This is a genomic window from Pseudomonas sp. Pc102 (assembly GCF_018408275.1).
Taxonomy (GTDB): Bacteria; Pseudomonadota; Gammaproteobacteria; order Pseudomonadales; family Pseudomonadaceae; genus Metapseudomonas; species Metapseudomonas tohonis.
In genome coordinates this window covers 961983-984626 of sequence record NZ_AP021905.1, presented here as the reverse complement: position 1 = coordinate 984626, position 22644 = coordinate 961983, and the positions used below count along the sequence as shown (strand labels likewise).

The 22644-nt window shown below is 68.4% G+C and carries 24 protein-coding genes and 1 pseudogene; 16 read left to right on the top strand and 9 right to left on the bottom strand.

From position 1 onward, the window contains the following. Positions 1–614: 614 nt before the first annotated feature. From PHLH3_RS04705 to yedA, 3 genes are all read right to left on the bottom strand, one after another. Positions 615–1445 (bottom strand): helix-turn-helix transcriptional regulator, encoded by an 831-nt coding sequence (locus PHLH3_RS04705; RefSeq protein ID WP_213630405.1) that lies wholly within the window; start codon positions 1443–1445, stop codon positions 615–617. A gap of 208 nt (positions 1446–1653) precedes the next feature. Beyond that, positions 1654–2979: a DEAD/DEAH box helicase gene (locus tag PHLH3_RS04700; RefSeq protein ID WP_213628388.1), complete on the bottom strand. Its 1326-nt coding sequence runs from the start codon at positions 2977–2979 to the stop codon at positions 1654–1656. A gap of 88 nt (positions 2980–3067) precedes the next feature. Next, positions 3068–3973 carry a drug/metabolite exporter YedA gene (gene yedA / locus PHLH3_RS04695; RefSeq protein WP_213628387.1) on the bottom strand — a complete coding sequence of 302 codons (906 nt, stop codon included), beginning with the start codon at positions 3971–3973 and terminating at the stop codon, positions 3068–3070. 159 nt (positions 3974–4132) lie between these two features. Between yedA and PHLH3_RS04690 the strand changes: the two genes are divergently transcribed. Next, entirely contained in the window at positions 4133–4606 is a 474-nt protein-coding gene (locus PHLH3_RS04690; RefSeq protein ID WP_111261469.1) for an Lrp/AsnC family transcriptional regulator, read from the top strand. A 352-nt stretch (positions 4607–4958) separates the two neighbouring features. Here PHLH3_RS04690 and PHLH3_RS04685 read toward each other — a convergent pair whose 3' ends face one another. Together PHLH3_RS04685 and PHLH3_RS04680 are read right to left on the bottom strand one after the other, a co-directional pair. Next, positions 4959–5561 (bottom strand): 3'-5' exonuclease, encoded by a 603-nt coding sequence (locus PHLH3_RS04685; RefSeq protein ID WP_213628386.1) that lies wholly within the window; start codon positions 5559–5561, stop codon positions 4959–4961. A gap of 34 nt (positions 5562–5595) precedes the next feature. Further along, positions 5596–6069 (bottom strand): NYN domain-containing protein, encoded by a 474-nt coding sequence (locus tag PHLH3_RS04680; protein ID WP_213628385.1) that lies wholly within the window; start codon positions 6067–6069, stop codon positions 5596–5598. A 220-nt stretch (positions 6070–6289) separates the two neighbouring features. Between PHLH3_RS04680 and PHLH3_RS04675 the strand changes: the two genes are divergently transcribed. From PHLH3_RS04675 to PHLH3_RS04660, 4 genes are all read left to right on the top strand, one after another. Continuing rightward, positions 6290–6862 carry a cysteine hydrolase family protein gene (locus PHLH3_RS04675; protein ID WP_213628384.1) on the top strand — a complete coding sequence of 191 codons (573 nt, stop codon included), beginning with the start codon at positions 6290–6292 and terminating at the stop codon, positions 6860–6862. Then, positions 6859–7377 (top strand): metal-dependent hydrolase, encoded by a 519-nt coding sequence (locus PHLH3_RS04670; RefSeq protein ID WP_213628383.1) that lies wholly within the window; start codon positions 6859–6861, stop codon positions 7375–7377. The genes PHLH3_RS04675 and PHLH3_RS04670 overlap by 4 nt, the downstream gene beginning before the upstream one ends. Positions 7378–7454: 77 nt before the next feature. Then, positions 7455–8117 (top strand): hypothetical protein, encoded by a 663-nt coding sequence (locus tag PHLH3_RS04665; RefSeq protein WP_213628382.1) that lies wholly within the window; start codon positions 7455–7457, stop codon positions 8115–8117. A 46-nt stretch (positions 8118–8163) separates the two neighbouring features. Further along, the gene (locus tag PHLH3_RS04660) at positions 8164–8595 is read left to right on the top strand and encodes a VOC family protein (RefSeq protein ID WP_213628381.1); all 432 of its coding nucleotides are present in this window, start codon (positions 8164–8166) and stop codon (positions 8593–8595) included. Here PHLH3_RS04660 and PHLH3_RS04655 read toward each other — a convergent pair. Beyond that, positions 8589–9392 carry a transporter substrate-binding domain-containing protein gene (locus PHLH3_RS04655; RefSeq protein ID WP_213628380.1) on the bottom strand — a complete coding sequence of 268 codons (804 nt, stop codon included), beginning with the start codon at positions 9390–9392 and terminating at the stop codon, positions 8589–8591. The genes PHLH3_RS04660 and PHLH3_RS04655 overlap by 7 nt on opposite strands. 252 nt (positions 9393–9644) lie before the next feature. On the opposite strand from PHLH3_RS04655, the pseudogene PHLH3_RS04650 reads away from it, so the two are divergent. Then, a pseudogene (locus PHLH3_RS04650) lies at positions 9645–10726 on the top strand (endonuclease/exonuclease/phosphatase family protein). A gap of 268 nt (positions 10727–10994) precedes the next feature. Next, positions 10995–11435, top strand: a complete 441-nt coding sequence (locus tag PHLH3_RS04645; protein WP_213628379.1) for a hypothetical protein — start codon at positions 10995–10997, stop codon at positions 11433–11435. A 9-nt stretch (positions 11436–11444) separates the two neighbouring features. On the opposite strand, the gene hrpB is transcribed toward PHLH3_RS04645, so the two are convergent. Then, complete coding sequence (gene hrpB / locus PHLH3_RS04640; protein ID WP_213628378.1) at positions 11445–13976, bottom strand: ATP-dependent helicase HrpB; 2532 nt, start codon at positions 13974–13976, stop codon at positions 11445–11447. A 129-nt stretch (positions 13977–14105) separates the two neighbouring features. On the opposite strand from hrpB, the gene PHLH3_RS04635 reads away from it, so the two are divergent. The 7 genes from PHLH3_RS04635 (at position 14106) to PHLH3_RS04605 (ending at position 18222) form a co-directional block, all read left to right on the top strand. Next, a complete protein-coding gene (locus PHLH3_RS04635) occupies positions 14106–14525 on the top strand; it encodes a polyribonucleotide nucleotidyltransferase (protein WP_111261479.1) in 420 nt (139 codons plus the stop codon). Next, positions 14525–15028 carry a DinB family protein gene (locus PHLH3_RS04630; protein WP_244862979.1) on the top strand — a complete coding sequence of 168 codons (504 nt, stop codon included), beginning with the start codon at positions 14525–14527 and terminating at the stop codon, positions 15026–15028. Before PHLH3_RS04635 ends, PHLH3_RS04630 begins: the two co-directional genes overlap by 1 nt. After that, positions 15025–15918, top strand: coding sequence for a cation diffusion facilitator family transporter (locus PHLH3_RS04625; protein WP_213628377.1), 894 nt, complete (start codon positions 15025–15027; stop codon positions 15916–15918). Before PHLH3_RS04630 ends, PHLH3_RS04625 begins: the two co-directional genes overlap by 4 nt. A 97-nt stretch (positions 15919–16015) precedes the next feature. After that, on the top strand, positions 16016–16435 hold the full coding sequence (locus PHLH3_RS04620) for an MAPEG family protein (protein WP_213628376.1): 420 nt from the start codon (positions 16016–16018) through the stop codon (positions 16433–16435). A gap of 447 nt (positions 16436–16882) precedes the next feature. After that, positions 16883–17362: an Lrp/AsnC family transcriptional regulator gene (locus PHLH3_RS04615; protein WP_111261483.1), complete on the top strand. Its 480-nt coding sequence runs from the start codon at positions 16883–16885 to the stop codon at positions 17360–17362. A gap of 189 nt (positions 17363–17551) precedes the next feature. Beyond that, positions 17552–17755: a DUF2788 domain-containing protein gene (locus tag PHLH3_RS04610; RefSeq protein WP_021221994.1), complete on the top strand. Its 204-nt coding sequence runs from the start codon at positions 17552–17554 to the stop codon at positions 17753–17755. Between the two features lie 74 nt (positions 17756–17829). Beyond that, positions 17830–18222 (top strand): globin, encoded by a 393-nt coding sequence (locus tag PHLH3_RS04605; protein WP_173178501.1) that lies wholly within the window; start codon positions 17830–17832, stop codon positions 18220–18222. Positions 18223–18238: 16 nt separating this feature from the next. On the opposite strand, the gene PHLH3_RS04600 is transcribed toward PHLH3_RS04605, so the two are convergent. Next, positions 18239–18808, bottom strand: a complete 570-nt coding sequence (locus PHLH3_RS04600) for a pseudouridine synthase (protein ID WP_213630401.1) — start codon at positions 18806–18808, stop codon at positions 18239–18241. 152 nt (positions 18809–18960) lie between these two features. On the opposite strand from PHLH3_RS04600, the gene PHLH3_RS04595 reads away from it, so the two are divergent. Further along, on the top strand, positions 18961–20016 hold the full coding sequence (locus PHLH3_RS04595) for an MBL fold metallo-hydrolase (protein WP_213628375.1): 1056 nt from the start codon (positions 18961–18963) through the stop codon (positions 20014–20016). Between the two features lie 230 nt (positions 20017–20246). Here PHLH3_RS04595 and amn read toward each other — a convergent pair whose 3' ends face one another. Next, positions 20247–21728 carry an AMP nucleosidase gene (gene amn, locus PHLH3_RS04590; RefSeq protein ID WP_213628374.1) on the bottom strand — a complete coding sequence of 494 codons (1482 nt, stop codon included), beginning with the start codon at positions 21726–21728 and terminating at the stop codon, positions 20247–20249. A gap of 144 nt (positions 21729–21872) precedes the next feature. On the opposite strand from amn, the gene PHLH3_RS04585 reads away from it, so the two are divergent. Further along, a complete protein-coding gene (locus PHLH3_RS04585; RefSeq protein WP_213628373.1) occupies positions 21873–22598 on the top strand; it encodes a hypothetical protein in 726 nt (241 codons plus the stop codon). Positions 22599–22644 lie beyond the last annotated feature (46 nt).

The following is a 22644-nucleotide window of genomic DNA, read 5'->3' as shown; positions in this document are numbered from 1 at the left end:
ACCGCTGTTTCGGACTGTATATATCCCTCCGGGGATAGGGCCTGGCGCTGCCCGGCGGCCCGTCGAACTCCTGGGGAGCTATTCACAGAAGCTGTGGATAACTTTGTGGACAGCGAGTGGATGGGCGCGTGCGCACCGCTCCTGACAGGGGCCGCCGCGAACTGTTCATTTTTTGATCAAACACGAGGTGGCGAAGATCGCCTCCGGCTAGCAGATCAGCCCCCTCGGGGCAAGCGTCCGTGTGCCCACAGAAACGGTGGATGAAGCTGTGGATAACTCGTCTATAACCTCCCACAGGCCAGCAACGACGGGAGTCCTGCGAATATGTACAAAAAATGAACAGCGGTGCAAAAGTGCGATTTCACGTCGCACCGGCGACGAAAAGCGCCTGCCACCGGAGCTGCGCCAAGGCAAGCCTTTTTTCTGCATGAAAAGGCTTGCCGCAGGGTCTGAAATGTCGCAGGGGGTGGGATTTCCCGCCCACATTATCTGTGGAGCGGACTGTGGATAAGTCGTGGACAGGCGGCTCTGGACCTTGAGCCACGGGGGTTGCAGACCAATGGTTGGTTATTGATCAGCGCCGCTAAATTCCCGTTGGCGATAAGGCCCTGCGCTCAGATCGCGGTACGCAATACCGGATCGATGGAGGCCTCGCGCTGCCCGGCGAGGTCACGCACCAGCAGGCCGAGCAACTCCGACTGGCTGCCGATACCGAGCTTGGCGTAGATGTTCTTGCGGTGGATCTTCACCGTGCCGGGGCTGATGGCCAGGTGCTCGGCCACCGAGGCACTGGAGTGCCCGCGCAGGAGCATCTGCACCACTTCCTGCTCCCGGGCGGTGAGCAGGTGGGCACCGAATTGCTCGAAGGTCTCGCGGATCTTGTAGTCCAGGTCCTGGGCCGGACGCGGCTGGTGGGCGCGGCGCTGTTCCCAGGCCTCCCCCACCACCTGTTCGACCACCGCCTGGGCGCAGTCGAGCAGCTGCATCTCGTCGCGGCTGTAGGCCGGGCTGCAGGCGCTGCGCATCAGCGAGAGCACGGCCTTGGCGCCGTCGGCGAGGTCGACGAAGAAGGCGATCTCCTCGGTGAGGCCGGTCTGCTGGTAGTAGGTGACGTAGTACTCGCCCAGGTAGAAGTGGTCCGGCGCGAACTGGCGCAGGCGCCACAGCCCGGGCGCCTGGTTGCGGGTGCAGGCGAGGTAGAAGGGGTCGAGCAGGTAGGGGCCGACCTGGTAGTCCTCGACATAGACATGGCGCTTGTCCGCCGGGAAGGTGTCGAACAGCGCCAGCGGTCGGTGGTTGCCCTCGTAGACGAAGAGCACGAAGTGATCGACGTGGCAGATCTGCTGCAGCCATTGGGCGAGACCGAGCAGGCGCGCGCGGCCGGCGGGCAGTGACAGCAGGTGGGCGACACCGGTGGTCCAGTGCTTGAGTTCCTTGGGACGCATCATGGAATCGTCTGACGTGGGACTGCGCTTCGAACGCACTAGGCGTTCATCATTTCGCACAGAAATGCACGATCTGCGCCATTATTCCGAACTCTCGCCAATCCCGCGCCGGGCCCCGTGCCGCCGGCTCTGGCGACACGGGCGCTGCACCTCGATGGTTCGTCACGCCCCGCGTTGCGTCACCCGATGCCACACCGGGCGGTAGCAGTCAGCCCTTCTTCGCCTTGCCGAAACCCGGGCCCTTGCGCACGGCCTTGGTCTTCGGCGCCTCGCTGTCGATCCAGTTGCCCAGGCGCGACGGCTTGCCACCCTTGCCGCCGGCCTGGGGCTCCTTGGGTTTCTTCGGCTTCTTGGGTTTTTTCAGGATGGCGCCGGTGGCGTCGGTCTGCGGCACCCGGTGGTCGGGGACGAAGCCGGGCTCGTCGCGGCGCTGCAGGGTCTGCTTGATCAGCACCTCGATGGCCGAGAGCAGCTGCACCTCGTCGGCGCAGACCAGGGAGATGGCCTCGCCGGTGGCGCCGGCACGCCCGGTGCGGCCGATGCGGTGCACGTAGTCCTCGGCCACGATGGGCAGGTCGAAGTTGACCACCAGCGGCAGGTCGTCGATGTCCAGGCCACGGGCCGCAACATCGGTGGCGACGAGGATCTGCACCTCGCCGGCCTTGAAGCGCTCCAGCGCGCGCAGGCGCGAGGGCTGCGGCTTGTCGCCGTGGATGGCGTCGGCGGAGACGCCCACGCGCTGCAGGTCGTCCACCAGTTCGTCGACCCCCTTGCGCGTCTTGACGAACACCAGCACCTGGCCCCAGCGCCGCTCCTGCAGCAGGTGCAGGAACAGTTCGGACTTGCGCTTCTTGTCGACGGTGATCAGCCACTGCCTGACGCTGCGCGCGGCGGCGTTGCGCGGGCTGACCTCGATGGACAGCGGGTCGCGCAGCAGTTCGCGGGCCATCTGGCGGATGGCGTCGGAGAAGGTGGCGGAGAACAGCAGGGTCTGGCGGCGGCGCGGCAGGGCGGAGAAGACGTCGTCCAGCTCGCGGGAGAAGCCGAGGTCGAGCATGCGGTCGGCCTCGTCCAGCACCAGCGCCTGCAGCTGGTTGAACTTGACCGCGTTCTGCCGGTACAGGTCGAGCAGGCGGCCGGGAGTGGCCACCAGCACGTCGATGCCCTTGCGCAGCTTCATCATCTGCGGGTTGATGCTGACCCCGCCGTACACCGCGTAGGTGCGCAGCGGCAGGTTCTGCCCGTAGACGCGGAAGCTCTCGTGGACCTGCTCGGCCAGCTCGCGGGTGGGCACCAGCACCAGGGCGCGCACCGAGTTGGCGGCCACCTGCGGGCCTTCCATCGTCAGGCGCTGCAACAGCGGCAGGGCGAAGCCGGCGGTCTTGCCGGTGCCGGTCTGCGCCGCGGCCATCAGGTCGCGGCCCTTGAGCACGGCGGGGATCGCCTCGGCCTGCACCGGCGATGGGGTCTTGTAGCCGAGCGTGTCGAGCGCGCGCAGCAGGGGGTCGATCAGGCCAAGGGAAGCGAAGGTCATGGGGCGGAACCGGAGGTGGAAAAGGCGCAATTCTATCAGGCCGCCGCAAAACTACCTGCGTCGCCGTCGCCCGGGTTCCGGCCTCCCGTCAGCTCGTCTGCTGCAGCACCGGCTCCTTGGGCTTGCGCCACTGCGGCAGGCCGATCAGCACCACGGCGCTGATGATCACCAGCATCGCCAGGCCTTCCTCGCCACCGATGTGCTCGCCGGCGAAGAGCACGCCGAGCAGCACCGCCACCACCGGGTTGACGTAGGCGTAGCTGGTGGCCGCCGCCGGGCGCACGTTCTTCAACAGGTAGAGGTAGGAACTGAAGGCGATGATCGAACCGAACACCACCAGGTAGGCCAGGGCCGCCCAGCCGGCGGGGGTGGGCAGGCTCTCCATGCGCTCGCCGCTCAGGGCGCTGCCCAGCAGCAGAGCGACGCCACCGGCGAGCATCTCCACGGCGCTGGCCATGGGGCCGGCGGGCAGCGGCAGGTGCTTGCTCCACATGGAGCCGAAGGACCAGCTGGCGGCAGCGAAGATGATCAGGGCGGCGCCCAGCGGGCTGGCCTGGAGGTTGGAGCCGAGGTTGAGCAGGCCGATGCCGATCAGCCCGAGCACGATGCCGGCCCATTCCAGGCGCGTGGTGCGCTGGCCCCAGATGAGGCCGAACAGCAGGGCGAACAAAGGCACCGTGGCCACCGCCAGGGCGGCGACGCCGGAGGCCACGCCCAGGTGCTCGGCCAGGGTCACGCCGCCGTTGCCGCAGCTGAGCAGCAGCACGCCGACCATCGCGCCGGCCTTCCATTCGCGCAGGGTCGGCATGGGCGCGCCGCGCCAGCGCAGCCAGGCGAACATCAGGCTGCCGGCGATGACGAAGCGCACGCCGGCCATGAGCAGCGGCGGCCAGGATTCGACGCCGATGCGGATCGCGAGGTAGGTGGACCCCCAGATGATGTAGAGGGCGAAGAAGGCGCCGATCAGCAGGAGGGGAAAACGTTGCGCAGGCATGGGGGGCTCGACGATCCGGTTGGCAGGGTGTTTATTCTATGCAAGGCCATATAGGGAAAATAAGCGATGAAACCTGCTTCAATGGCCACTTAACTTTCGAATCAACGCCAATAAGCGCTGTTTGCCTTGTTTCCCAAATACCCTGCGTGGAGACCACCGATGGACAAATACGACCGCCTGCTGCTCTCGGCGCTGATGGAGAACGGCCGCGCTTCGTTCGCCGAACTGGCGCGCCGGGTCAACCTCTCGCCCCCGGCCGTGGCCGACCGCGTGGCCAAGCTGGAGGCCAGCGGCGTGATCACCGGTTACCACGCCGCCGTCGACCCGGCGAAGATCGGCCTGCCGATCGAATGCGTGATCGAGCTGCGCCTCGCCGACCATGATTCCAAGCGCGCCCTGGAGGCCCTGGAGAAGATCCCGCAGATTTCCCTCTGCCACCGCATCACCGGCGACGCCTGCGTGCTGATGAAGGCCGCCGTGGCGACCATGCCGGAGCTGCAGGACCTGATCGACCGCCTCAGCCAGTACGGCGCGAGCAAGACCTCGCTGATCCTCTCCACCCCCTTCGAACGGCGCATCCCGGCTGAACTGCAGGTGCACGGCGGGAAGGTCGAGGCGTTGCGCAAGGTGTGAAGAGGTTCCAGGCGCCGTAAACGGCGGGTTGCACCGGACCTGCAGGCTGCGCGATCCCTGTAGGGGCGAATTCATTCGCCAAGCAGGCCGCAGGGCTGCCACCACGCATGTTCGCGCACGGCTCCGTAGGTTGGCGCCGAGCACAGCGAGGCCCAACGCAGCGATATTCGGCCTCGCTGTGGGCAACCTGTGGGAGCGGCTTTAGCCGCGAAAGACCCGCCGCCGGTACTGAGCTACGGGTGGCCGGACACTCCATCGCGAATGAATTCGCTCCCACCAGGCGGTGTGGGACTCGGCATCGCCTGGTGGATGAAAAGAGCGTCATCCCTACGCTGGGCTCACCGCGCCTGATCTACAGGCGCTTCAGCGCATCCAGGATCTTCGCCGCCGGGACCTTCTGCAGGCGGCAGAACAGTTCGTGGCTCACCTGGCGCACACCGTGGCGTTCGCGCAGGCGGTCGGCGATGTGCAGGGTGAGGTTGGCCGCCATCTCGGCATCGGCCATGGCACGGTGGGCCTGGCCGGTGTCGGGCAGGCGCGCCCAGCGGTTGAGGGTGCCGAGCTTGTGGTTGGGCGCCTCCGGCAGCAACCGGCGCGACAGCAGCAGGGAGCAGGCGAAGGCCTGCCGGCGACGACGCCCCAGGCGTGCCAGTTCGGCGTCCCAGAACTTCTGGTCGAAGGAGGCGTTGTGCGCCAGCAGGGGAATGTCGCCGACGAAGTCCGCCACCTCCCCCATCACCTGCGCCGCCGGCGGGGCGGCACGGACCATGGCGTTGCTGATGCCGGTGAGGCTCTCGATGAAGGGCGGCACCCAGACGCCGGCGTTCATCAGGCTCTGGTAGCGGTCGACGATGCGGCCCTGGTCGAGGATGACGACGCCTATCTCGGTGGCGCGGCAGTTGTCCCCCGGCGTGACGCCGGTGGTTTCGAAGTCGATGACGGCGATGGGGTCCACGGGGTTTCCACTGTTCTGCAGGGGCGGCGGGCTGTCACTTGAGCAGCAGGCCGCCCTCGATGGGTATGTAGCGGCTGGCGGCGCGCACCAGCGATTGAGCGGTGAGGCCCGGCACGCCATAGGCGACGGCCTCGACGCCACGGTCGCGGACGCGGTCGAGCAGCAGGTCGAAGTCGCCATCGCCGGAGGCCAGGACGATCTCGTCCACCCGCGCGGCGGCGTCGAGGATGTCGATGGTGATGCCCACGTCCCAGTCGCCCTTGGCCGAGCCATCGGCGCGCTGGATGAAGGGCTTGAGCTTCACGGTGAAGCCGAGGTTGCGCAGGATCTGCTGGAACTGCTGCTGGCGGGCGTCGCCCCGGTCGATGGCGTAGGCATAGGCCTCGACGATCTCGCCACGGGCGGCGATGTCCTTCCACAGCGCGGTGTAGTTGAAGTGACAGCCATAGGCCTGGCGCACCGTGTAGTAGAGGTTCTGGACATCGGCGAACACCGCGATCTTCTTCACCGGGTTTCCTCGGGGTGGCGGGCGTGGGTTTCTGGCTGCGAAAAAACGTAGGCGAGGCCGCCAGCGCAAGGCAGGAACAGGCGAAAAAAGCGGAGTCTACACACTGTAGATGAGCATTTTTGAGCCTGTTCCTAATGCAGCGATGGCAACGCAGGTAGTTTTTCGAAGGTCTGCTAGAGTCGGCGCACAGTATGCCAGCCCCGAGGAAAGGACACTCGACATGCCGCTGAACGACCCACTCCACTCGCCTCCCGCCCTGATCATCATCGACATGCAGCAGGGCATCGCCCGCGTCGCCACGCCACGTAACAACCCCCAGGCCGAAGGGCGCATCGCCGCCCTGCTCGCCCACTGGCGCGGGCAGGGCTGGCCGCTGGTGCATGTGCGCCACATGTCCCGCGAGCCGGGTTCGGTGTTCGCCCCGGGGCAGGACGGCGCGCTGTTCCTGCCGGAGCTGGCCCCCAGGCCGGACGAGCAGGTACTGGAGAAGAACGTCACCGACGCCTTCACCCACAGTGCCCTGGAGCGCTGGCTGCACGTGCGCGGCATCCGCCGCGTGGTGATCACCGGGGTCGCCAGCGAGAACTCGGTGGAAGCCACTGCGCGCAGCGCCAGCAACCTGGGCTTCGCCACCACCGTGATAGCCGACGCCTGCTACACCTTCGCCAAGGCCGACTGGTCGGGCCGCCCGCGCAGCGCCGAGGAGGTGCACGACATGGCCATGGCCAACCTCGCCGGCGAGTACGCCGAGGTGCTGGAGAGCGAGGCCCTGCTGGCCGGGCTGATGTCGTGATCCTCGCCCACCTGCCCACCGGCTACCTGATCGGTGGCCTGCTGGAACGCCACCTGCGCCCCGCCACCTGCAGCTCGCGCCTGTGGATGGCGGTGGCGCTGCTCGGTGCCTTCGCCCCGGACCTGGACATGCTCTATTTCCACCTGGTCGATGGCCGCCAGCATCACCACCACAGCTACTGGAGCCACTGGCCGGTGGTGTGGTTCGGCACCCTGGCGCTGGCCCTCACCTGGCGCCAACTGGCGCGCCGCGCGCTGGCGCCGGTGATGCTCGCGCTGTTCACCCTCAACGGTTGCGTGCACCTGATTCTGGACAGCGTGGTGGGCGACATCTGGTGGCTGGCGCCCTGGGTCGACCAGCCTTTCGCCTTGGCCACCGTCACGCCGCGCTACCAGCCCTGGTGGCTGAACTTCCTCCTGCATTGGTCTTTTCTGCTCGAGCTCACCTTGCTGGGGGCTGCGCTATGGCTTGCCCGGCGCAGACGCCGCAACACGGCAGCGCAGGTCGCGATCTAGGTCGAGCGGCGCCTTGGAGAGGGCGCGCGGCATCGACTAGAGTTGCTTCACAGCCCTGCATTCCTATGGCGCCGTCAATGAATCCCCTGCTCCTGCTGCGTGACTCCTGGTATTTCTTCAGCCGCCACTTCGGCCCGATCGCCTCGCTCTGCCTGCCGGTGATCCTGCTCGAGGCACTGGCCCTGCAGGTGGCCTCGGCCTGGCTGGGGGAGGCCTCGTCGTCGGCTTCCGACCTGCTCATCCGCCTGGTGTTCTACCCCCTCTATACCGGCGCGCTGATCGTCTTCCTCGACAGCCGCAGCAGCCGCATCAACCTGAAGAAGAAGCAGATCTGGAGCCTGGCCCTGTTGCGCTGGCCGTCCTTTGCGGTGCTCGCGGCCTTCAGCACGCTGCTGATCATGCTCGGGGCTTCGCTGCTGATCCTGCCGGGGCTGTGGATCATGAGCCGGCTGGTATTCGCCGAGTACCTGCTGGTGCTGGACGGCCTGTCGCCGATGGAGGCGATGAAGGAGAGCTTCCGCATGAGCGATGGCCATTTCCTCACCATCCTCTGCTGCATCCTGCTGGCGATGGGGCCGGTATGGGCCTTCGAGTGGTGGGCCTATGGCGAGCTGGGCGAGCGCCCGGACAGCGTCGCCAGCGTCTTCGTCGACTGCCTGGACGGCTTCCTGCAGCTGTTCACCTGCGTCTTGATATTCCGCCTGTTCAGCCTGCTCGGGGAGCCCGCAGCGGAGCGCTGAAAGCCGGCTAGTCTTGTCGGGGCCATCGCACAGGGAGATTCATTCCATGGCCGAAAACCCCAGCATCCTGTCCCATATCTCGCTCGGCACCAACGACTTCGAGCGGGCCGTGGCCTTCTACGACAAGGTCCTGCCGGCCCTCGGTTGCCGGCGCATCATGGAGCACCCCGGCGCCGTGGCCTATGGCCGCCTTTACCCGGAGTTCTGGGTGCAGAAACCCATCGACGGCCGGCCCGCCAGCATCGGCAACGGCACCCACGTCGGTTTCTTCGCGGCCGACAAGGACGCGGTCCGAGCGTTCTACCAGGCTGCCCTGGACGCAGGCGGCACCTCGGACGGCGAGCCCGGGCCGCGTGCCGAATACGGCGCGCCCTACTTCGGCTGCTTCGTCCGCGACCCCGACGGCCACAAGATCGAAGCGGCCTTCTGGGACCTGGCCCTGGACTATGAACTGGTGGTCGAGCCCCACGCTCACTGAGACCCGGGCTGGTAGCGCCTGGCCGCCTCTTTCACCCAGCCCTCGTCGAGCATCTGCTGCAGGGCGCTGGCGATCCTGTCCTTCTCCTCGGCCAGCGACTGCTGCTGGGTGAAGCCGATGAACAGCTCGGTGCGGGTATCGGGCTGGTAGCCGGTCCTCACGATGCGTCCGGCCAGGCGCGGATCGCGCAGTTCGTAGTCCACCTGGCAATCGGTACCGATCACCAGCTGCAGGCGCCCGCGCAGGAGCATTTCCAGCAGTTGCTGCTCGTTGCTGACCCCGGACTTGTGCAGGCCGGCATCGGAATCGAAGGGCTGGAAGTAGGCCGACTCCAGCACGTAGCCGATGGTGGGCCCGCGCAGCTGCTCGTAGCGGGTGATGCGCCTGGCCAGTTCCGGCGTACCGTACAACCGTGGTGCGCAGGCGTAGTAGGGAGTGGGCAGGTAGTCGATATAGCGCTCGCGTTCGGGCGTGCGTGCCAGGCCGGTCATCAGGTCCGCCGAGCCGCTCTGCAACGCGGCCAGACCGCGCGCCCAGGGCGCCCGTTGCACGTCGAAGCGCAGGCCCGTGCGCCGCGCGATCTCGTTCAGCAGGTCGATGTCCAGCCCGTGCAGTGCACCGCCCTCGCCTTCCATGCGGAACGGCGGCCAGTAGTCGGTCATCACCCGCAGCGGCGGGCGCTCCTCGGCGCTGGCGCAGGTGATGCCGAGCAGCAGCCACAGAAGCCCGGACAGCAGCGCGCCGGCACGACCGCTGCCGGGCGATGCCGCGGGACTGGCTAACGACTGGCGATGCATGCCTGCTCCTGGAAGTCGGGACCGAGGGGTTGATCCTGCAAGACCCTTGCCGATCTGGGTGCCGGGCATGTTAGGGCAACCCGAAGGATGCGCAAACCAGGGTGCCGGGCCCCAATAGCGATCCGTCGCGACAGAACAAGAATAGCGCCACTGCCGGCATCCAGCCGCCTCGCTTGCGCACGCGTTTGGGCCGGGCCGCCCGCTCAGGTATGCTCGCCCATTCCCCGACCCAGCCAAGCACCGTTCCAGCCGATGCCCCTTCTACTGCGCCGCCTCCTGCTCTGCCTGCTGATCGTCTCCGTCGCCCTGGTCGCGCTGGTCTACAGCCTGACCTGGCACCCCGCCCCGCGCGAGGAGGAGCCCGTGGCCTGCGTCGCCGAGGCCCCCTGCTGCAACCCGGCCAGGCGCTGAAGGTGATGACCTGGAACGTGCAGTACCTGGCCGGCAAGCGCTACGTCTTCTACTACGACCTGCCCGACCGCGAAGGCCCGGACGAGCGCCCGACGCCGGCGGACATCGCCTACAGCCTCGACGAGGTGGTGCGCGTGCTGCGCGACGAGCAGCCGGACCTGGTGTTCCTCCAGGAGCTGGACGAAGGCGCCCGCGCCACCGACTACCAGGACCAGCTGGCGCTGCTGCGCGAGCGCCTCGCCGATGTGTACCCGTGCAGCACCCAGGCCTTCTACTGGAAGGCCGCCTTCGTGCCGCGAGCGCACATCCTCGGCAGCGTCGGCATGAAGCTGGGCACCCTCAGCCGCGTGCGCATCGACAGTGCCGAGCGCCTGCAACTGCCCCTGGCGGAAGGTGACGTGCTGCACCGCCCCTTCGAACGCAAGCCGGCGCTGCTGGTGAGCTACCTGCCGGTGCGCGACGGCGGCCGCCTGGCGGCGATCAACACCCACCTCGATCCCTGGACGCCCGGCCAGGACACCGCGCAGCGCCAGCTGGCGATGACCCGCAGCCTGCTCGACGAGCTGGAACGCGACCGCACGCCCTGGGTGCTGGGTGGCGACTTCAACCAGCTGCCGCCCGGCCAGTACCTGCGCCTGGACGCCGTGCAGCGCAGCCGCTTCGCCCGCGACAGCGAGCTGGAGGCCCTGGCGACCTACCCGAGGGTGCCCGCTGCCGAGGAAACCGACGGCACCGAGCGCGCGCGCTGGTTCACCCAGTTCCCCAACGACCCGCGGGTGTCGGGGCCGGATCGCACCGTCGACTACCTGTTCCACAGCCCACGGCTGACGCGGATCGATGCGCGGGTGCGGCAGGGCGATACGTTGCGCATCTCCGACCACCTGCCATTGATCGGCCGGTTCCTGCTGCCGCCGGTGCACTGAGCCGGCACGTCTGATGCAGGGGCAATGTAGGGCGATGTAGGGGCGACTTCAGTCGCCAGGCAGCGCGCAGCGCTGCCAGCTTTGTGGGAGCGAATTCATTCGCGATCAGATGCTCAGCCACGTGCCTCGCGCCTCGCCAACGCCTCCTGCGGTCCGCCACGCACCTCCCTTACCCACAGCTGACGCAGGTCAGGGCCCGCTTCGCGGCAAGCGGCATGATCGGCGACGGGCCTCGTGCCCCTCGCCATCCGCCGCCCGGGAGCCCGCCATGCATTTCCTGCTGCTCAAGTTCATCCACCTGACCGCCGCCGCGTTCTTCATCGGCGGGGTGTTCTTCGAAGTGATGATCCTCAGCCGCGCCACCCCGGCGCTGGAGGCCGAGCCACGCGAGCGCTTTTCCAAGGCGTTGGGGCAGCGGGCGCGCCGGGTGATGCACTGGGTGGTACTGGCGCTGTTCGGCGCCGGGCTGGGGCTGGGCTGGCCCTACCGCGCGGCGCTGCACGCGCCCCTGGCCAGCAGCTTCGGCACCTTGCTGATGCTGAAGATCATCCTGGCGCTGAGCATCCTCGGGCACTTCCTGCTGGTGGTGGTGCTGATGCGCAGCGGGCGGATGACGCCACAGCGCTCGCGGCGCATCCACGTCAGCGTGCTGCTGCACATGCTCGGCGTGATCTTCCTCGCCAAGGCGATGTTCCTGATCAGCTGGTGAGCCCGGCACTCAACGACGCGGCTTGGCCCGGGCGGTGGGCTCGGCGATCAGCGGGTCGTCCGGCCAGTAGTGCTTCGGGTAGCGGCCCTTGAGGTCCTTCTTCACCTCGACATAGGTATTGGCCCAGAAGCTGGCCAGGTCCTGGGTCACCTGCACCGGGCGGCGCGCCGGGGACAGCAGGTGCAGCTTGACCACCTGGCGGCCCTCGGCGATGCGGGGCGTGTCGGCCAGGCCGAAGAGCTCCTGCAGGCGTACCGCGAGCACGGGCGTGTCTTCGCTGTAGTCGAGGCGGATGGCCGAGCCCGACGGCACGGTGATCGCGCGCGGCGCCAGTTCGTCGAGGCGCTGGGGCAGCGGCCAGGGCAGCAGGCCGGCGAGGATGCCCGGCAGGTCCAGGGCGGAGAAATGGCTGAGGCGGCTGACCTTGCCCAGCCAGGGCGCGAGCCAGTCTTCCAGGGAGTCGAGCAGCGCGGCGTCGGACAGGTCCGGCCAGTCACTGCTGCCCTGCCGCGCCAGGTCGAGGCGCCGCAGCAGCGCCACGCGGGCCTGCCACTGGCGCAGCTCCGGCGTCCAGTTCAGCAATTCCAGGCCCTTGCGCCGCACCAGGGCGACCAGTGCGCGGGTGCGGGCGTCTTCGTCCAGGCTGGCCAGGGGCTCGCGGTCCAGCACCAGCTCGCCGATGCGCCGCTGCCGCTCGGCCCGCAGCACGCCTTCGCGTTCGTCCCAGTCCAGCAGGTCCAGCACGCTGAGCTGTTCGGCGAGGGGGCCGTCGAACAGCGTCGGGTCGAGGTCGGCGGCCAGGTAGATGCGCTCCTCGCGCTGGCCCTGGCGGCTGCCCAGGTCGGCGACCACCAGCCAGGGCTCCTTCATCAATGCATCGGGCTCGGCGAACAGCGCCGCGCGGCCATTGGCCAGGCGGTATTCGGCGCCACCGGGGCGGCGCTGCTGGGCGATGCGGTCGGGGTAGGCGAAGGCCAGCAGGCAGCCGAGCCAGCGCGGGTGCTCGGCATCGGCCACCGCTTCGGTGGCGCCGCCGCGCAGGTAGGAACGGAACTGCCGGGCCAGTTGGCGGGCCCGTTGCACACCGCCCTTGGCGCCACGGGCGGCTCCGGCCTCGCCGCTGAGCAGGGCGATGCGGCTGTGCAGGTCGGCGCCGCCGCCACGGAGGATGTCGCGCTCGCCGAGCAGCGCGGCCAGGTCGCAAGCCAGGGCGCCGAGCCCGAGCGCCTGCCCGCGCAGCAACAGGTGGGCGATGCGCGGGTGCGCCGGCAGCTCGGCCATGGCCTGCCCGTGGGCAGTGAGCGCCAGGCCGCCATCGCCGCGCGGGGCCAGGGCTCCCAGGCGACGCAGCAGGTCGCGGGCCTGGGCATGGGCGGCGGCGGGCGGCGGGTCGAGCCAGGCCAGCTCGCCGGGCTCCACGCCCCAGCGCGCCAACTGCAGGGCCAGGCCGGCGAGGTCGGCCTGGAGGATCTCGGCGCTGCCGTGGGCGGCGAGCTGCTGGTGCTGTGCCTCGGACCACAGGCGATAGCAGACGCCGGCCTCCAGGCGCCCGGCGCGGCCGGCGCGCTGGGTGGCGGAGGCACGGGAGATGCGCTGGGTGTCGAGGCGGGTCATGCCGCTGGCGGGGTCGAAACGGGGTACGCGTTCGAGGCCCGCATCCACCACCACGCGCACGCCGTCGATGGTCAGGCTGGTCTCGGCGATGTTGGTGGCCAGCACCACCTTGCGCTTGCCGGCAGGCGCGGGCTCGATGGCGGCGCGCTGGGCGGCGAGGTCGAGCTCACCGTGCAGCGGGCAGAGCAGGACGTCATCGCGCCCCAGCAGCTGCTCGCCGAGCTGTTCGGCGACGCGGCGGATCTCGGCCTGCCCAGGGAGGAACACGAGCAGGCTGCCGGGCTGTTCGGCGAGTGCCTGGAGCACTGTCTGCAGCACGCGGGGCTCGATGTACTCGCCGCTCTGGTGAGGCCGCCCCCAGTGGATATCCACAGGGAACATGCGCCCTTCGCTGCGCACCACCGGGGCCTCGCCGAGCAGGCTGGAAAGGCGCTCGCCCTCCAGGGTGGCGGACATCAGCAACACCTTCAGCGGCGGTTCGTCACGCAGAAGCGCACGACCGTTGAGGGTCAGCGCCAGGGCCAGGTCGGCATCCAGGCTGCGCTCGTGGAATTCGTCGAAGATGACCAGGCCGACGCCCTCCAGCGCCGGGTCGTCCTGCAGGCGGCGGGCGAGGATGCCCTCGGTCACCACCTCGATGCGCGTGCGCGGGCCGACCTTCGACTCCAGGCGGATGCGATAGCCCACGGTCTCGCCGACCTTCTCGCCCAGCTCGGCGGCCAGCCTTTCGGCGGCGGCGCGGGCGGCCAGGCGGCGGGGTTCGAGCATGAGGATGGTCTGCCCGGCGAGCCAGGGCTCGCCCAGCAGCGCCAGGGGTACGCGGGTGGTCTTGCCGGCGCCGGGAGGCGCTTCGAGCACCGCTTCATGGCGCCGCGCGAGGGCTTCGCGCAGCGCGGGCAGGACGGCATCGATGGGTAGCGGATTCATGGTGGCTCCAACGCGGGGTGGCGATTATAGCGGCGAACTGCCAGCCCTTTCGTGTGGTCTCAACACTGCCGTGCGTTTTGCAATGAACGCCTTGGTATAGTGACGCCATTTCCCCGCCTGGAGCCGCATATGCGCATGTCTTCCCGTTTGATCGGTGGCGCCGTCGCCGCCGCCCTGCTCACCCAGCTGACCGCTTGCGGCACGCTGTTCTTCCCTGACCGCCGCGGCCAGATCGAAGGCAAGATCGACCCCGTGGTGGCCGCGCTCAACGCCGTCGGCATCCTCTTCTACGTGATCCCCGGCCTGATCGCCTTCGGCATCGACTTCGCCACCGGTGCCATCTACCTGCCGGACAACGAGACCGCCCAGGTCGACCCGGCACTGCTCAAGGACGCCATCGACGCCGACGGCAAGGTCGACAACGCCCGCCTGAAGGCGATCATCGAGCGTGAAACCGGCCGCAACCTGCCGCTGGACGACCCGCGCCTGATCCAGCACAGCGGCAGTGCCGAACAACTGGCCGCCTACGGCCTGAAGCCCGCCGCCTGATGAGCGCGCTCGCCAGCCATTTCGACCGGCTCCTGGCCTACCACGGCTGGGCCTACCGGCAATTGCTGGCGAGCCTCGCGTCGCTCGACGAGACCCGCTACCGGGCCGATCGCGGCCTCTACTTCGGTTCCATCCACGGCACCCTGAACCACCTGGCGGTGGTGGATCGCATCTGGTTCTCGCGGGTCCTGCACCTGCCCCGCCCCTTCGAGAAGCTGGACGCCGAGGCGGCCCCCGACCGTGCCGCCCTGGCCGCCGTGCTGGCCGAGGGCATCGGCCTGTGGCGCGCCTGGCTGGCCGGGCAGGACGACAGCGCCCTGGCCGCGCCGCTGGAATACCAGAACATGCGCGGCGACGCCTTCCGCCGCCCCCATGGCGAGATCCTCACCCACCTCGTGAACCATGGCACCCACCACCGGGGCCAGGTGACTGCGGCGATGACCGCGATGGGGCTGGAAAGCCCGGCACTGGACTTCATCTACTACCAGCCGAGCCGCCCATGAGCACTTCGGAGCAGCATGCGCGCCTGCTGCGGCTGGCCACCAATGCATCGCTGTCCGTCGCCCTCACGCTGGTGCTGGCCAAGGCCGTCGCCTGGTGGCTGAGCGGCTCGGTCAGCCTGCTGGCGGGGCTCACCGACTCGCTGCTGGACAGCGCCGCGTCCCTGCTCAACCTGCTGGCGGTGCGCTTCGCGCTGAAGCCGGCGGACGATGACCATCGCTTCGGCCACGGCAAGGCGGAGTCCCTCGCCGGGCTGGCGCAAGCCATGTTCATCGGCGCCAGCGCCGTGCTGGTGGGGGTGCAGGCCGTCGAGCACCTGCGCCAGCCGCACCCCCTGGGTGCCCAGGGGCTGGGGATCGCGGTGATGGTCCTGTCGCTGGCGCTGACCCTGGCCCTGCTGGCGCTGCAGAACCATGTGGTGAAGATCACCCACTCCACGGCGGTGCGCGCCGATTCGCTGCACTACCGCTCCGACCTGTTGCTCAACGGCAGCATCCTCGTGGCCCTGGCGCTGGCCAGCCAGGGTTGGGAACGCGTGGACGGCTTCTTCGGCCTGGGCATCGCCCTCTACATACTCTGGAGCGCCGTCAGCATCGCCCGCGAATCGGTGGCGGTGCTGATGGACCAGGAAGTGTCGCCACAGGTGGGCGAGCACATGCACCAGCTCGCCTGCGCCGTGCCCGGGGTGCTGGGTGTACACGACCTGCGCACGCGCATCTCCGGCAGCCACTGGTACGTGCAGTTGCACCTGGAGTTGCCCGGCGAGCTGCCGCTGTCCCAGGCCCACGCGCTCAGCGAGCGCGTGGAGCAGGCGATCATCGAGGCCTACCCACGGGCCGAGGTGCTGGTCCACGCCGACCCCATCGAGGTCGTCCAGGCAGCGCGCCACTGAGGCCCCTTTCCTCCTCGTCGGTTGGCTTCGCGCAATAGAGCAATTGCTCTAGAATCGCCGCGCGCCATCCCACAACAACAAGTCGAGGAGCCTTTCCATGTCGCAATCCCCCACCGCCATCGCCCTGCTCGGGCTCGTCGCCTGGAGCCTGCTGCTGGTCTTCCTGCTGGTGAACCAGCGCGGCCTGTTGGTCATGGCCGGGCGCATGAAGGTCAACGCCTTCGCCCCCGACGGCAGCAACACGCCCGGGACTCTCGGCCAGCGCCTGGTCCGCGCTCATGCCAACTGCCTGGAGAACCTGCCGATGCAGGCAGCGGTGCTGCTGTTCGCCCTGGCCACCGCGCAGACCGCGATCACCGACCCGCTGGCCCTGGTGCTGCTGGGCGCGCGCGTCTTCCAGAGCCTGGTGCACCTGACCAGTACCAGCGCCCTGTTCGTCTGGCTGCGCTTCGCAGGCTTCTTCGTGCAGCTGGCCGTGCTGGCCTGGTGGCTGCTGAGCCTGGCCGGCCTCGTCTAAGGCATCCCACAAGCACCCATGGTTTTCCGCGCGCGGTCTCGATGGGTTTCGCCGAGCTCTACCCATCCTACAAAGCGACGCGTCAAGCCCGTGCGCCACGCCTTCGACCGCGGGCTTCTTTCGGGCAATAAAAAAGGGGGGCCCCAATTTCGGGCCCCCCCTTCGGGGAATCTGTCCGGTACTGACGATTTTGTCGCCGCGTTCATCGCCTGCCTGATTGGGCAGCGCGGACCCGGGGGCCGGCTCGAACCGGTGGGTTCGGCGGCGCCGACGCACCTGATTGGGCGGGTCGGTTGGACATGCTGTCCGGGCCGTGAAACTGGAAACAATCTTAAGTCGACAGGCGCGACAGATGATTGCAAAGATTGCTGTTCAGATTGCCACTTGCGCAATTTTTCACTAATAAAGCATCATTCCTGGCAATACAAACGGAATCCAGGTGCAAAGATGGAAAGACTCGACCGCTACGACCTGAAGATCCTCGCCGAACTGCAACGCGATGCGCGCATCTCCAACCAGGAGCTGGCCGAGCGCATCGGCCTGTCGCCTTCGCCCTGCTCGCGGCGGGTGAAGCAGCTGGAGGACGACGGCTACATCGTGCGCCAGGTGGCGCTGCTCGACCGCAAGAAGCTGGGGCTGAGCCTGACCGCCTATGTGCTGATCGGCATGGATCGCCACACCCCCGAGCGCTTCGAACATTTCCAGTCGGTGATCGGCCAGTGCCCGGAGGTGCTGGAGTGCTGCCTGGTCACCGGCATGGAGGCGGACTACCAGCTCAAGGTGGTGGTGCCGGACATGGACCACTACCAGCAGTTCCTGCTGGGCCAGCTGACCCGCATCGAAGGCGTCACCAGCGTGCGTTCGAGCTTCGTGCTCAATCAGGTGCTGAGCACCACGGAGCTGCCGCTGACCCATCTGCGCGGCTAATACGGAGGTGGTAGTGGCGAGGCCCTGGGCGCGGCGTATAATCGCCGCGCCTTTGCTGTGCCCCGCGTGGTTTCGCCAATAAAGAGCCTCAGGCTCGCAGAACAACAACCGCAGCCCCCGCCCTCACGGCATCACTGCCCGGCGCCCTCTCGCGCCAGGCCTGATTCGTTTCGCTGCTAGAGGTTGAGAATGAGCCCCGAGAAATTCGAAGAGTGGATGATGACCGCAATGATCGCCGGCCTCGTGCTGTTCATGGCGTTCATCGTCTGGGACCTCGCTAAGAAGTCCAAGGCCGGCCGCTTCGGCACCTTCATCCTGTTTCTCGCCCTGGGTCTCGGTGTACTCGGCTTCGTCATCAAGTCCCTGGTGATCGGCGGCCTCGAAGGCATGTAAAAACCTCACCCGCGCCTCCCGTGCCGGCAAGGTCGCCTGCGCGGGCGGCTTCGTTTTTCCTGCCTGGAGACAACATGAACGCCACCGATCGCGTCATGCAGAGCTATGGACGCTGCTGTGCCAATCCCGACTTCTTCGATGCCTTCTACCGGCGCTTCCTCGACAGCTCGCCGCAGATCCGCGCCAAGTTCACCGAGACCGACATGCCGGCACAGAAGGCGCTGCTGCGCCAGGGCATCCTCAACCTGGTGATGTTCGCGCGCGGCATGCCCGATACCAAGCTGCGTGCGCTCGGCGCCACGCACTCCCGCGAGGGCTTCGACATCCGCCCCGAGATGTACGACCTGTGGGTGGAGTCGCTGCTGCTGACCATCGCCGAGCACGACAAGGAACACAGCACCGAGGTGCGCAGCGCCTGGCGCGAGGTGCTGAACAAGGGCATAGAAGTGATCAAGTCCTTCTACTGACCCACCTCGCCGGCGCTCAGTCCAGACGCGCCGGCACTTCCTTCCATTGCCCGAGCCCCAGCCCATCCAGGGCGAAGGGGCCGATGCGCACGCGTACCAGGCGCAGGGTCGGCAAGCCGACGGCCGCCGTCATGCGCCGCACCTGGCGGTTGCGCCCCTCGCGGATCACCAGCTCCAGCCAGGCGGTGGGCACGCTCTTGCGAAAGCGCACCGGCGGGTCGCGCTCCCACAGTTGCGGAGTCTCCAGCAGGCGCGCCTCGGCCGGCAGGGTCGGGCCGTCGTTGAGTTCGACGCCGTCCCGCAGGCGCTGCAGCTGTTCCTCGCTCGGCTCCCCTTCCACCTGCACCCAGTAGGTCTTGGCCAGCTTGTGCCGGGGGTCGGCGATGCGCGCCTGCAGGCGGCCGTCGTTGGTCAGCAGCAGCAGGCCCTCGCTGTCGCGGTCCAGGCGCCCGGCGGGGTAGATGCCGGGGATGTCGATGAAATCCTTGAGGGTGGCGCGCCCTTCCCCGTCGCTGAACTGGGTGAGCACATCGAACGGCTTGTTGAACAGCACCAGGCGCGGTTCGGCCGGCGGCGCCTTGGCCACACGGCGTGGAGCGGCGGGCTGGGGACGGCGGGCGGGAGGACGTGCAGGGCGCGGCGGGCGGGACGACATGGCTGGTTACGAGCGGCAGTGGACAGGGTATCGGAAGCGCATGCTAGGTTGAGCGCCCCACCACCGCAAGAGCGAGGACCGCCATGCCCCGTGCGTTACGCCCCACCTGGCTGATCAGCCTGATGACCCTGGCCGGCTGCGCGGGCACGCCCTACCAGGGGCCGGCCACGGACCATTTCGACGGCCAGCGTTTCCACAACATCGACCCCAAGCCGCACAAGGACCTGTGGTCGGTGCTGAAGTGGCAGTTCAACCGCGAGAAGCAGGCGCCCTGGGTGGAGGAACCCGCCGCCGAGGCACCCGAGGTGGTGGAGCGGGTGCAGGGCGACGAACTGCGGGTCACCTACATCAACCACGCCACCGTGCTGATCCAGCACCGCGGACTCAACATCGTCACCGACCCGGTGTGGTCGCAACGCGTCAGCCCCTTCAGCTTCATCGGCCCGCGCCGCCACCAGCAGCCGGGCCTGAGCCTCGACCAGCTGCCGCCCATCGACCTGATCCTGGTCAGCCACAACCACTACGACCACCTGGACCTGGAAAGCCTGCGCGGCCTGGCCGAACGCTTCCCCCTGGCCACCGTCGCCACCGGGCTGGGCAACGGCCCGCTGATCCGCGAGACCGGCTTCGCCCGCGTGGTGGAGCTGGACTGGTGGCAGGAACTGCCGCTGAGCGACGAACTCACCCTGCACTCGGTGCCGGTGCAGCACTGGTCGGCACGCACCCGCAGCGACACTAACCAGACCCTGTGGATGGGCTTCGTGATCACCTCGCCGGACGGCTCGCTGCTGTTCCCCGGCGATACCGGGCTTGGGCCGGAGTTCCGCCTGATCCGCGAGCGCTTCGGGCCCATGCGCTTCGCCGCGCTGCCCATCGGCGCCTACGCGCCACGCTGGTTCATGCGTGACAACCACATGAACCCGGATGATGCGGTGCAGGCCCACAAGCAGCTGGATTCGCGCAACAGCCTGGCCATTCACTTCGGCACCTTCAACCTCACCGACGAAGGCCAGTACGCACCGCCCCGGGACCTGGCCAAGGCGCTGGTGGACTGGAACGTCGACGCCGACAACTTCCGCGTGCCGACGCCGGGCTACCAGTGGCAGGTGCCGGTGATGGCGCCGGCAGGGGCGGACTGAGGCCCATCGCGAACGAATTCGCTCCACAGGGATAGCGACGCTGCGCGCGCAAAGGCAGGCCCACTCACGGACGTGACCGCTGCGTAGGGTGGAGGTCGCCTCTCACCTCCACCAAGCGGAGTCGAGCCCGGCCTCCCCCCCGACGTGCAACGAACGGCCGGGACCGGTCGCCCCGCTTCCATAAACGACAAGGGCCGCATCATGCGGCCCTTGTCGTTATCCACAGCCGATCAACGGAACGGTGGCTCGTCGAAGCTGCGCAGCTTGCGCGAGTGCAACGAGTTGAGCTGGTTGCGCAGCAGGTCCAGCGCGGCGATGCCGATGCGCAGGTGCTGGCTGACGGCACGCTGGTAGAAGGCGCTGGCCGAGCCCGGCAGCTTGATCTCGCTGTGCAGCGGCTTGTCGGAGACGCACAGCAGCGTCCCGTAGGGCACCCGCAAGCGGTAGCCCTGGGCGGCGATGGTGCCGCTCTCCATGTCCACCGCCACCGCCCGCGAGAGGTTGATCAGCGGGCGCTCCTGGGCCCAGCGCAGCTCCCAGTTGCGGTCGTCGTAGGTGAGCACGGTGCCGGTGCGCAGGCGCCGCTTGAGGTCTTCGCCGCGCTCGCCGGTGACCAGCGCCGCGGCGTCCTGCAGCGCCTGCTGCACCTCGGCCAGGGCCGGCAGCGGGATGTGCGGCGGCAGCACCCGGTCGAGGATGCCATCGCGGCGCATGTAGGCGTGGGCCAGCACGTAGTCGCCGATGGTCTGCGACTGCCGCAACCCGCCGCAGTGGCCGATCATCAGCCAGCAGTGCGGACGCAGCACCGCCAGGTGGTCGGTGATGTTCTTGGCGTTGGAAGGGCCGACGCCGATGTTCACCAGGGTCACGCCGTGGCCGTCGGCGGCGATCAGGTGGTAGGCCGGCATCTGGTAGCGGTGCCAGACCACGCTGTCGATCACCGCCTGCATGGTCTCCTCGTTCATGTCGCGCTCCACCAGCACGTTGCCGGGCAGCACCATGCGCACGAAGCGCGGGTCCTCGCGCAGCTGGGTCACCCCGTGCTGGATGAACTGGTCGACGTAGCGGTGGTAGTTGGTCAGGAGGATCCAGGGCTGCACATGGCGCCAGTCGCTGCCGGTGTAGTGCACCAGGCGGCGCAGGGAGAAATCCACCCGCGCGGCGTCGAACAGCGCCAGGGGCAGCGGGTCGGCCTGCTCCCAGTCGTAGAGCCCGTCGGCGACACCGTCGGTCGCGGCGGACAGGTCAGTGCTGGGGAACACCCGCGCCAGGGCGGCGGCGGTCACGTCGGTGCCGGCCAGCTCATCGCCCTGCTCCACCACATAGGGGTAGGGGATGTTCTGCTGGCTGACGCCCACCTCCACCTGCACGGTGAAGTCGCTCATCAGCGGGCGCAGTTGCTCCAGCAGGTACTTACGGAAGGCGGCGGGGTGGGTGACGGTGACGCTGTAGGTGCCCGGCACCTGCATCTTGGCGTAGGCGCGAACGGTGGAGGGCACCTCGCCCTGGCAGCGGTAGGTGATGCGCAGCTCCGGGTAGCGGAACAGCGCCCGTTGGTTGGCGTCCGGCTCGACCCGCTCCTTGAGGTAGAGCTTGAGGGCCTGGCTCAGCGCGGAGGTGGCGCGGCCATGCAGTTCGGCCAGACGGTCGACGGCCTCTTCGGCGGTGCTGGCGATGAGAAACTCGGCGGAATCCTGGGTCACGGTCGGCATCCTGTCTGTGCGAACAGGTTCTATCTTGCCGCTGTCCGGGCCTGCGGCATAGAGCCTTCGACGCATTGCACGACGATTGTTCTCCCGTGGCGCCGCTGCGGGCCTGCAACTAGGCTTGAGCCACCCACCCGACGAGTCACCGCCATGCGCCCTTCGATCGCCCTGCTGCTGCCCGCCCTGTACTGCACCACCCTGGTGGCCGGCGAACTGGATGGCCGTTACCAGGCCAACCTCGACGGCCAGCCCACCGAACTGGTGCTGCGCCAGGATGGCCAGGCGGTGCAGGGCCAGTACGTGGAGAACGGCAGCCTGCAACTGGACCTTGCGGGCAGCTTCGACGGCCAGGTGCTGAGGGCCCAGATCAGCGTGCCGCAATCCGGGCAGGTGGTCGCCACCCTCGCCGCCCGCTACGCCGACGCGCAGCTCAACACCCGCATCGCCGCCCGCGACCCACGCAACGGCCAGGTGCTGGAACGCCAGGCGCTGTTCCAGCGCGCCGGGCAGGCGACCGCACCGGCTCAGGCAGGCGGAGGCCTGGACCCGGCCCTGGTGGGCGACTGGGTGCACGAGAAGATCATCAACAGCGGCGGCGGCACCGGCTTCGCCTCCTTCAACACCGTGATGACCCTGCGCCTGGGCGCCGACGGCAGCGTGGCGCAATGGACCCGCTCCGCCGGCGGTGGCGGCGACTGGAGCTACGACAGCCCCGGCGAGCTCCAGTACAGCGGGCAGTGGCGCAGCGACAACGGCGTGCTGCTGGTGCGCCAGCAAGGCGCCGCCGACTACCAGCCCGCCGCCCGCTACCGCTTCAGCGACCCCTACCTGGTCACCGAGGGCACGGGCGGGAAGATGATCTGGCAGCGGCGTTGAACCGCTGGCCAGAGAGATCGCCGGGCTTCACCCGACTCAAGCAATC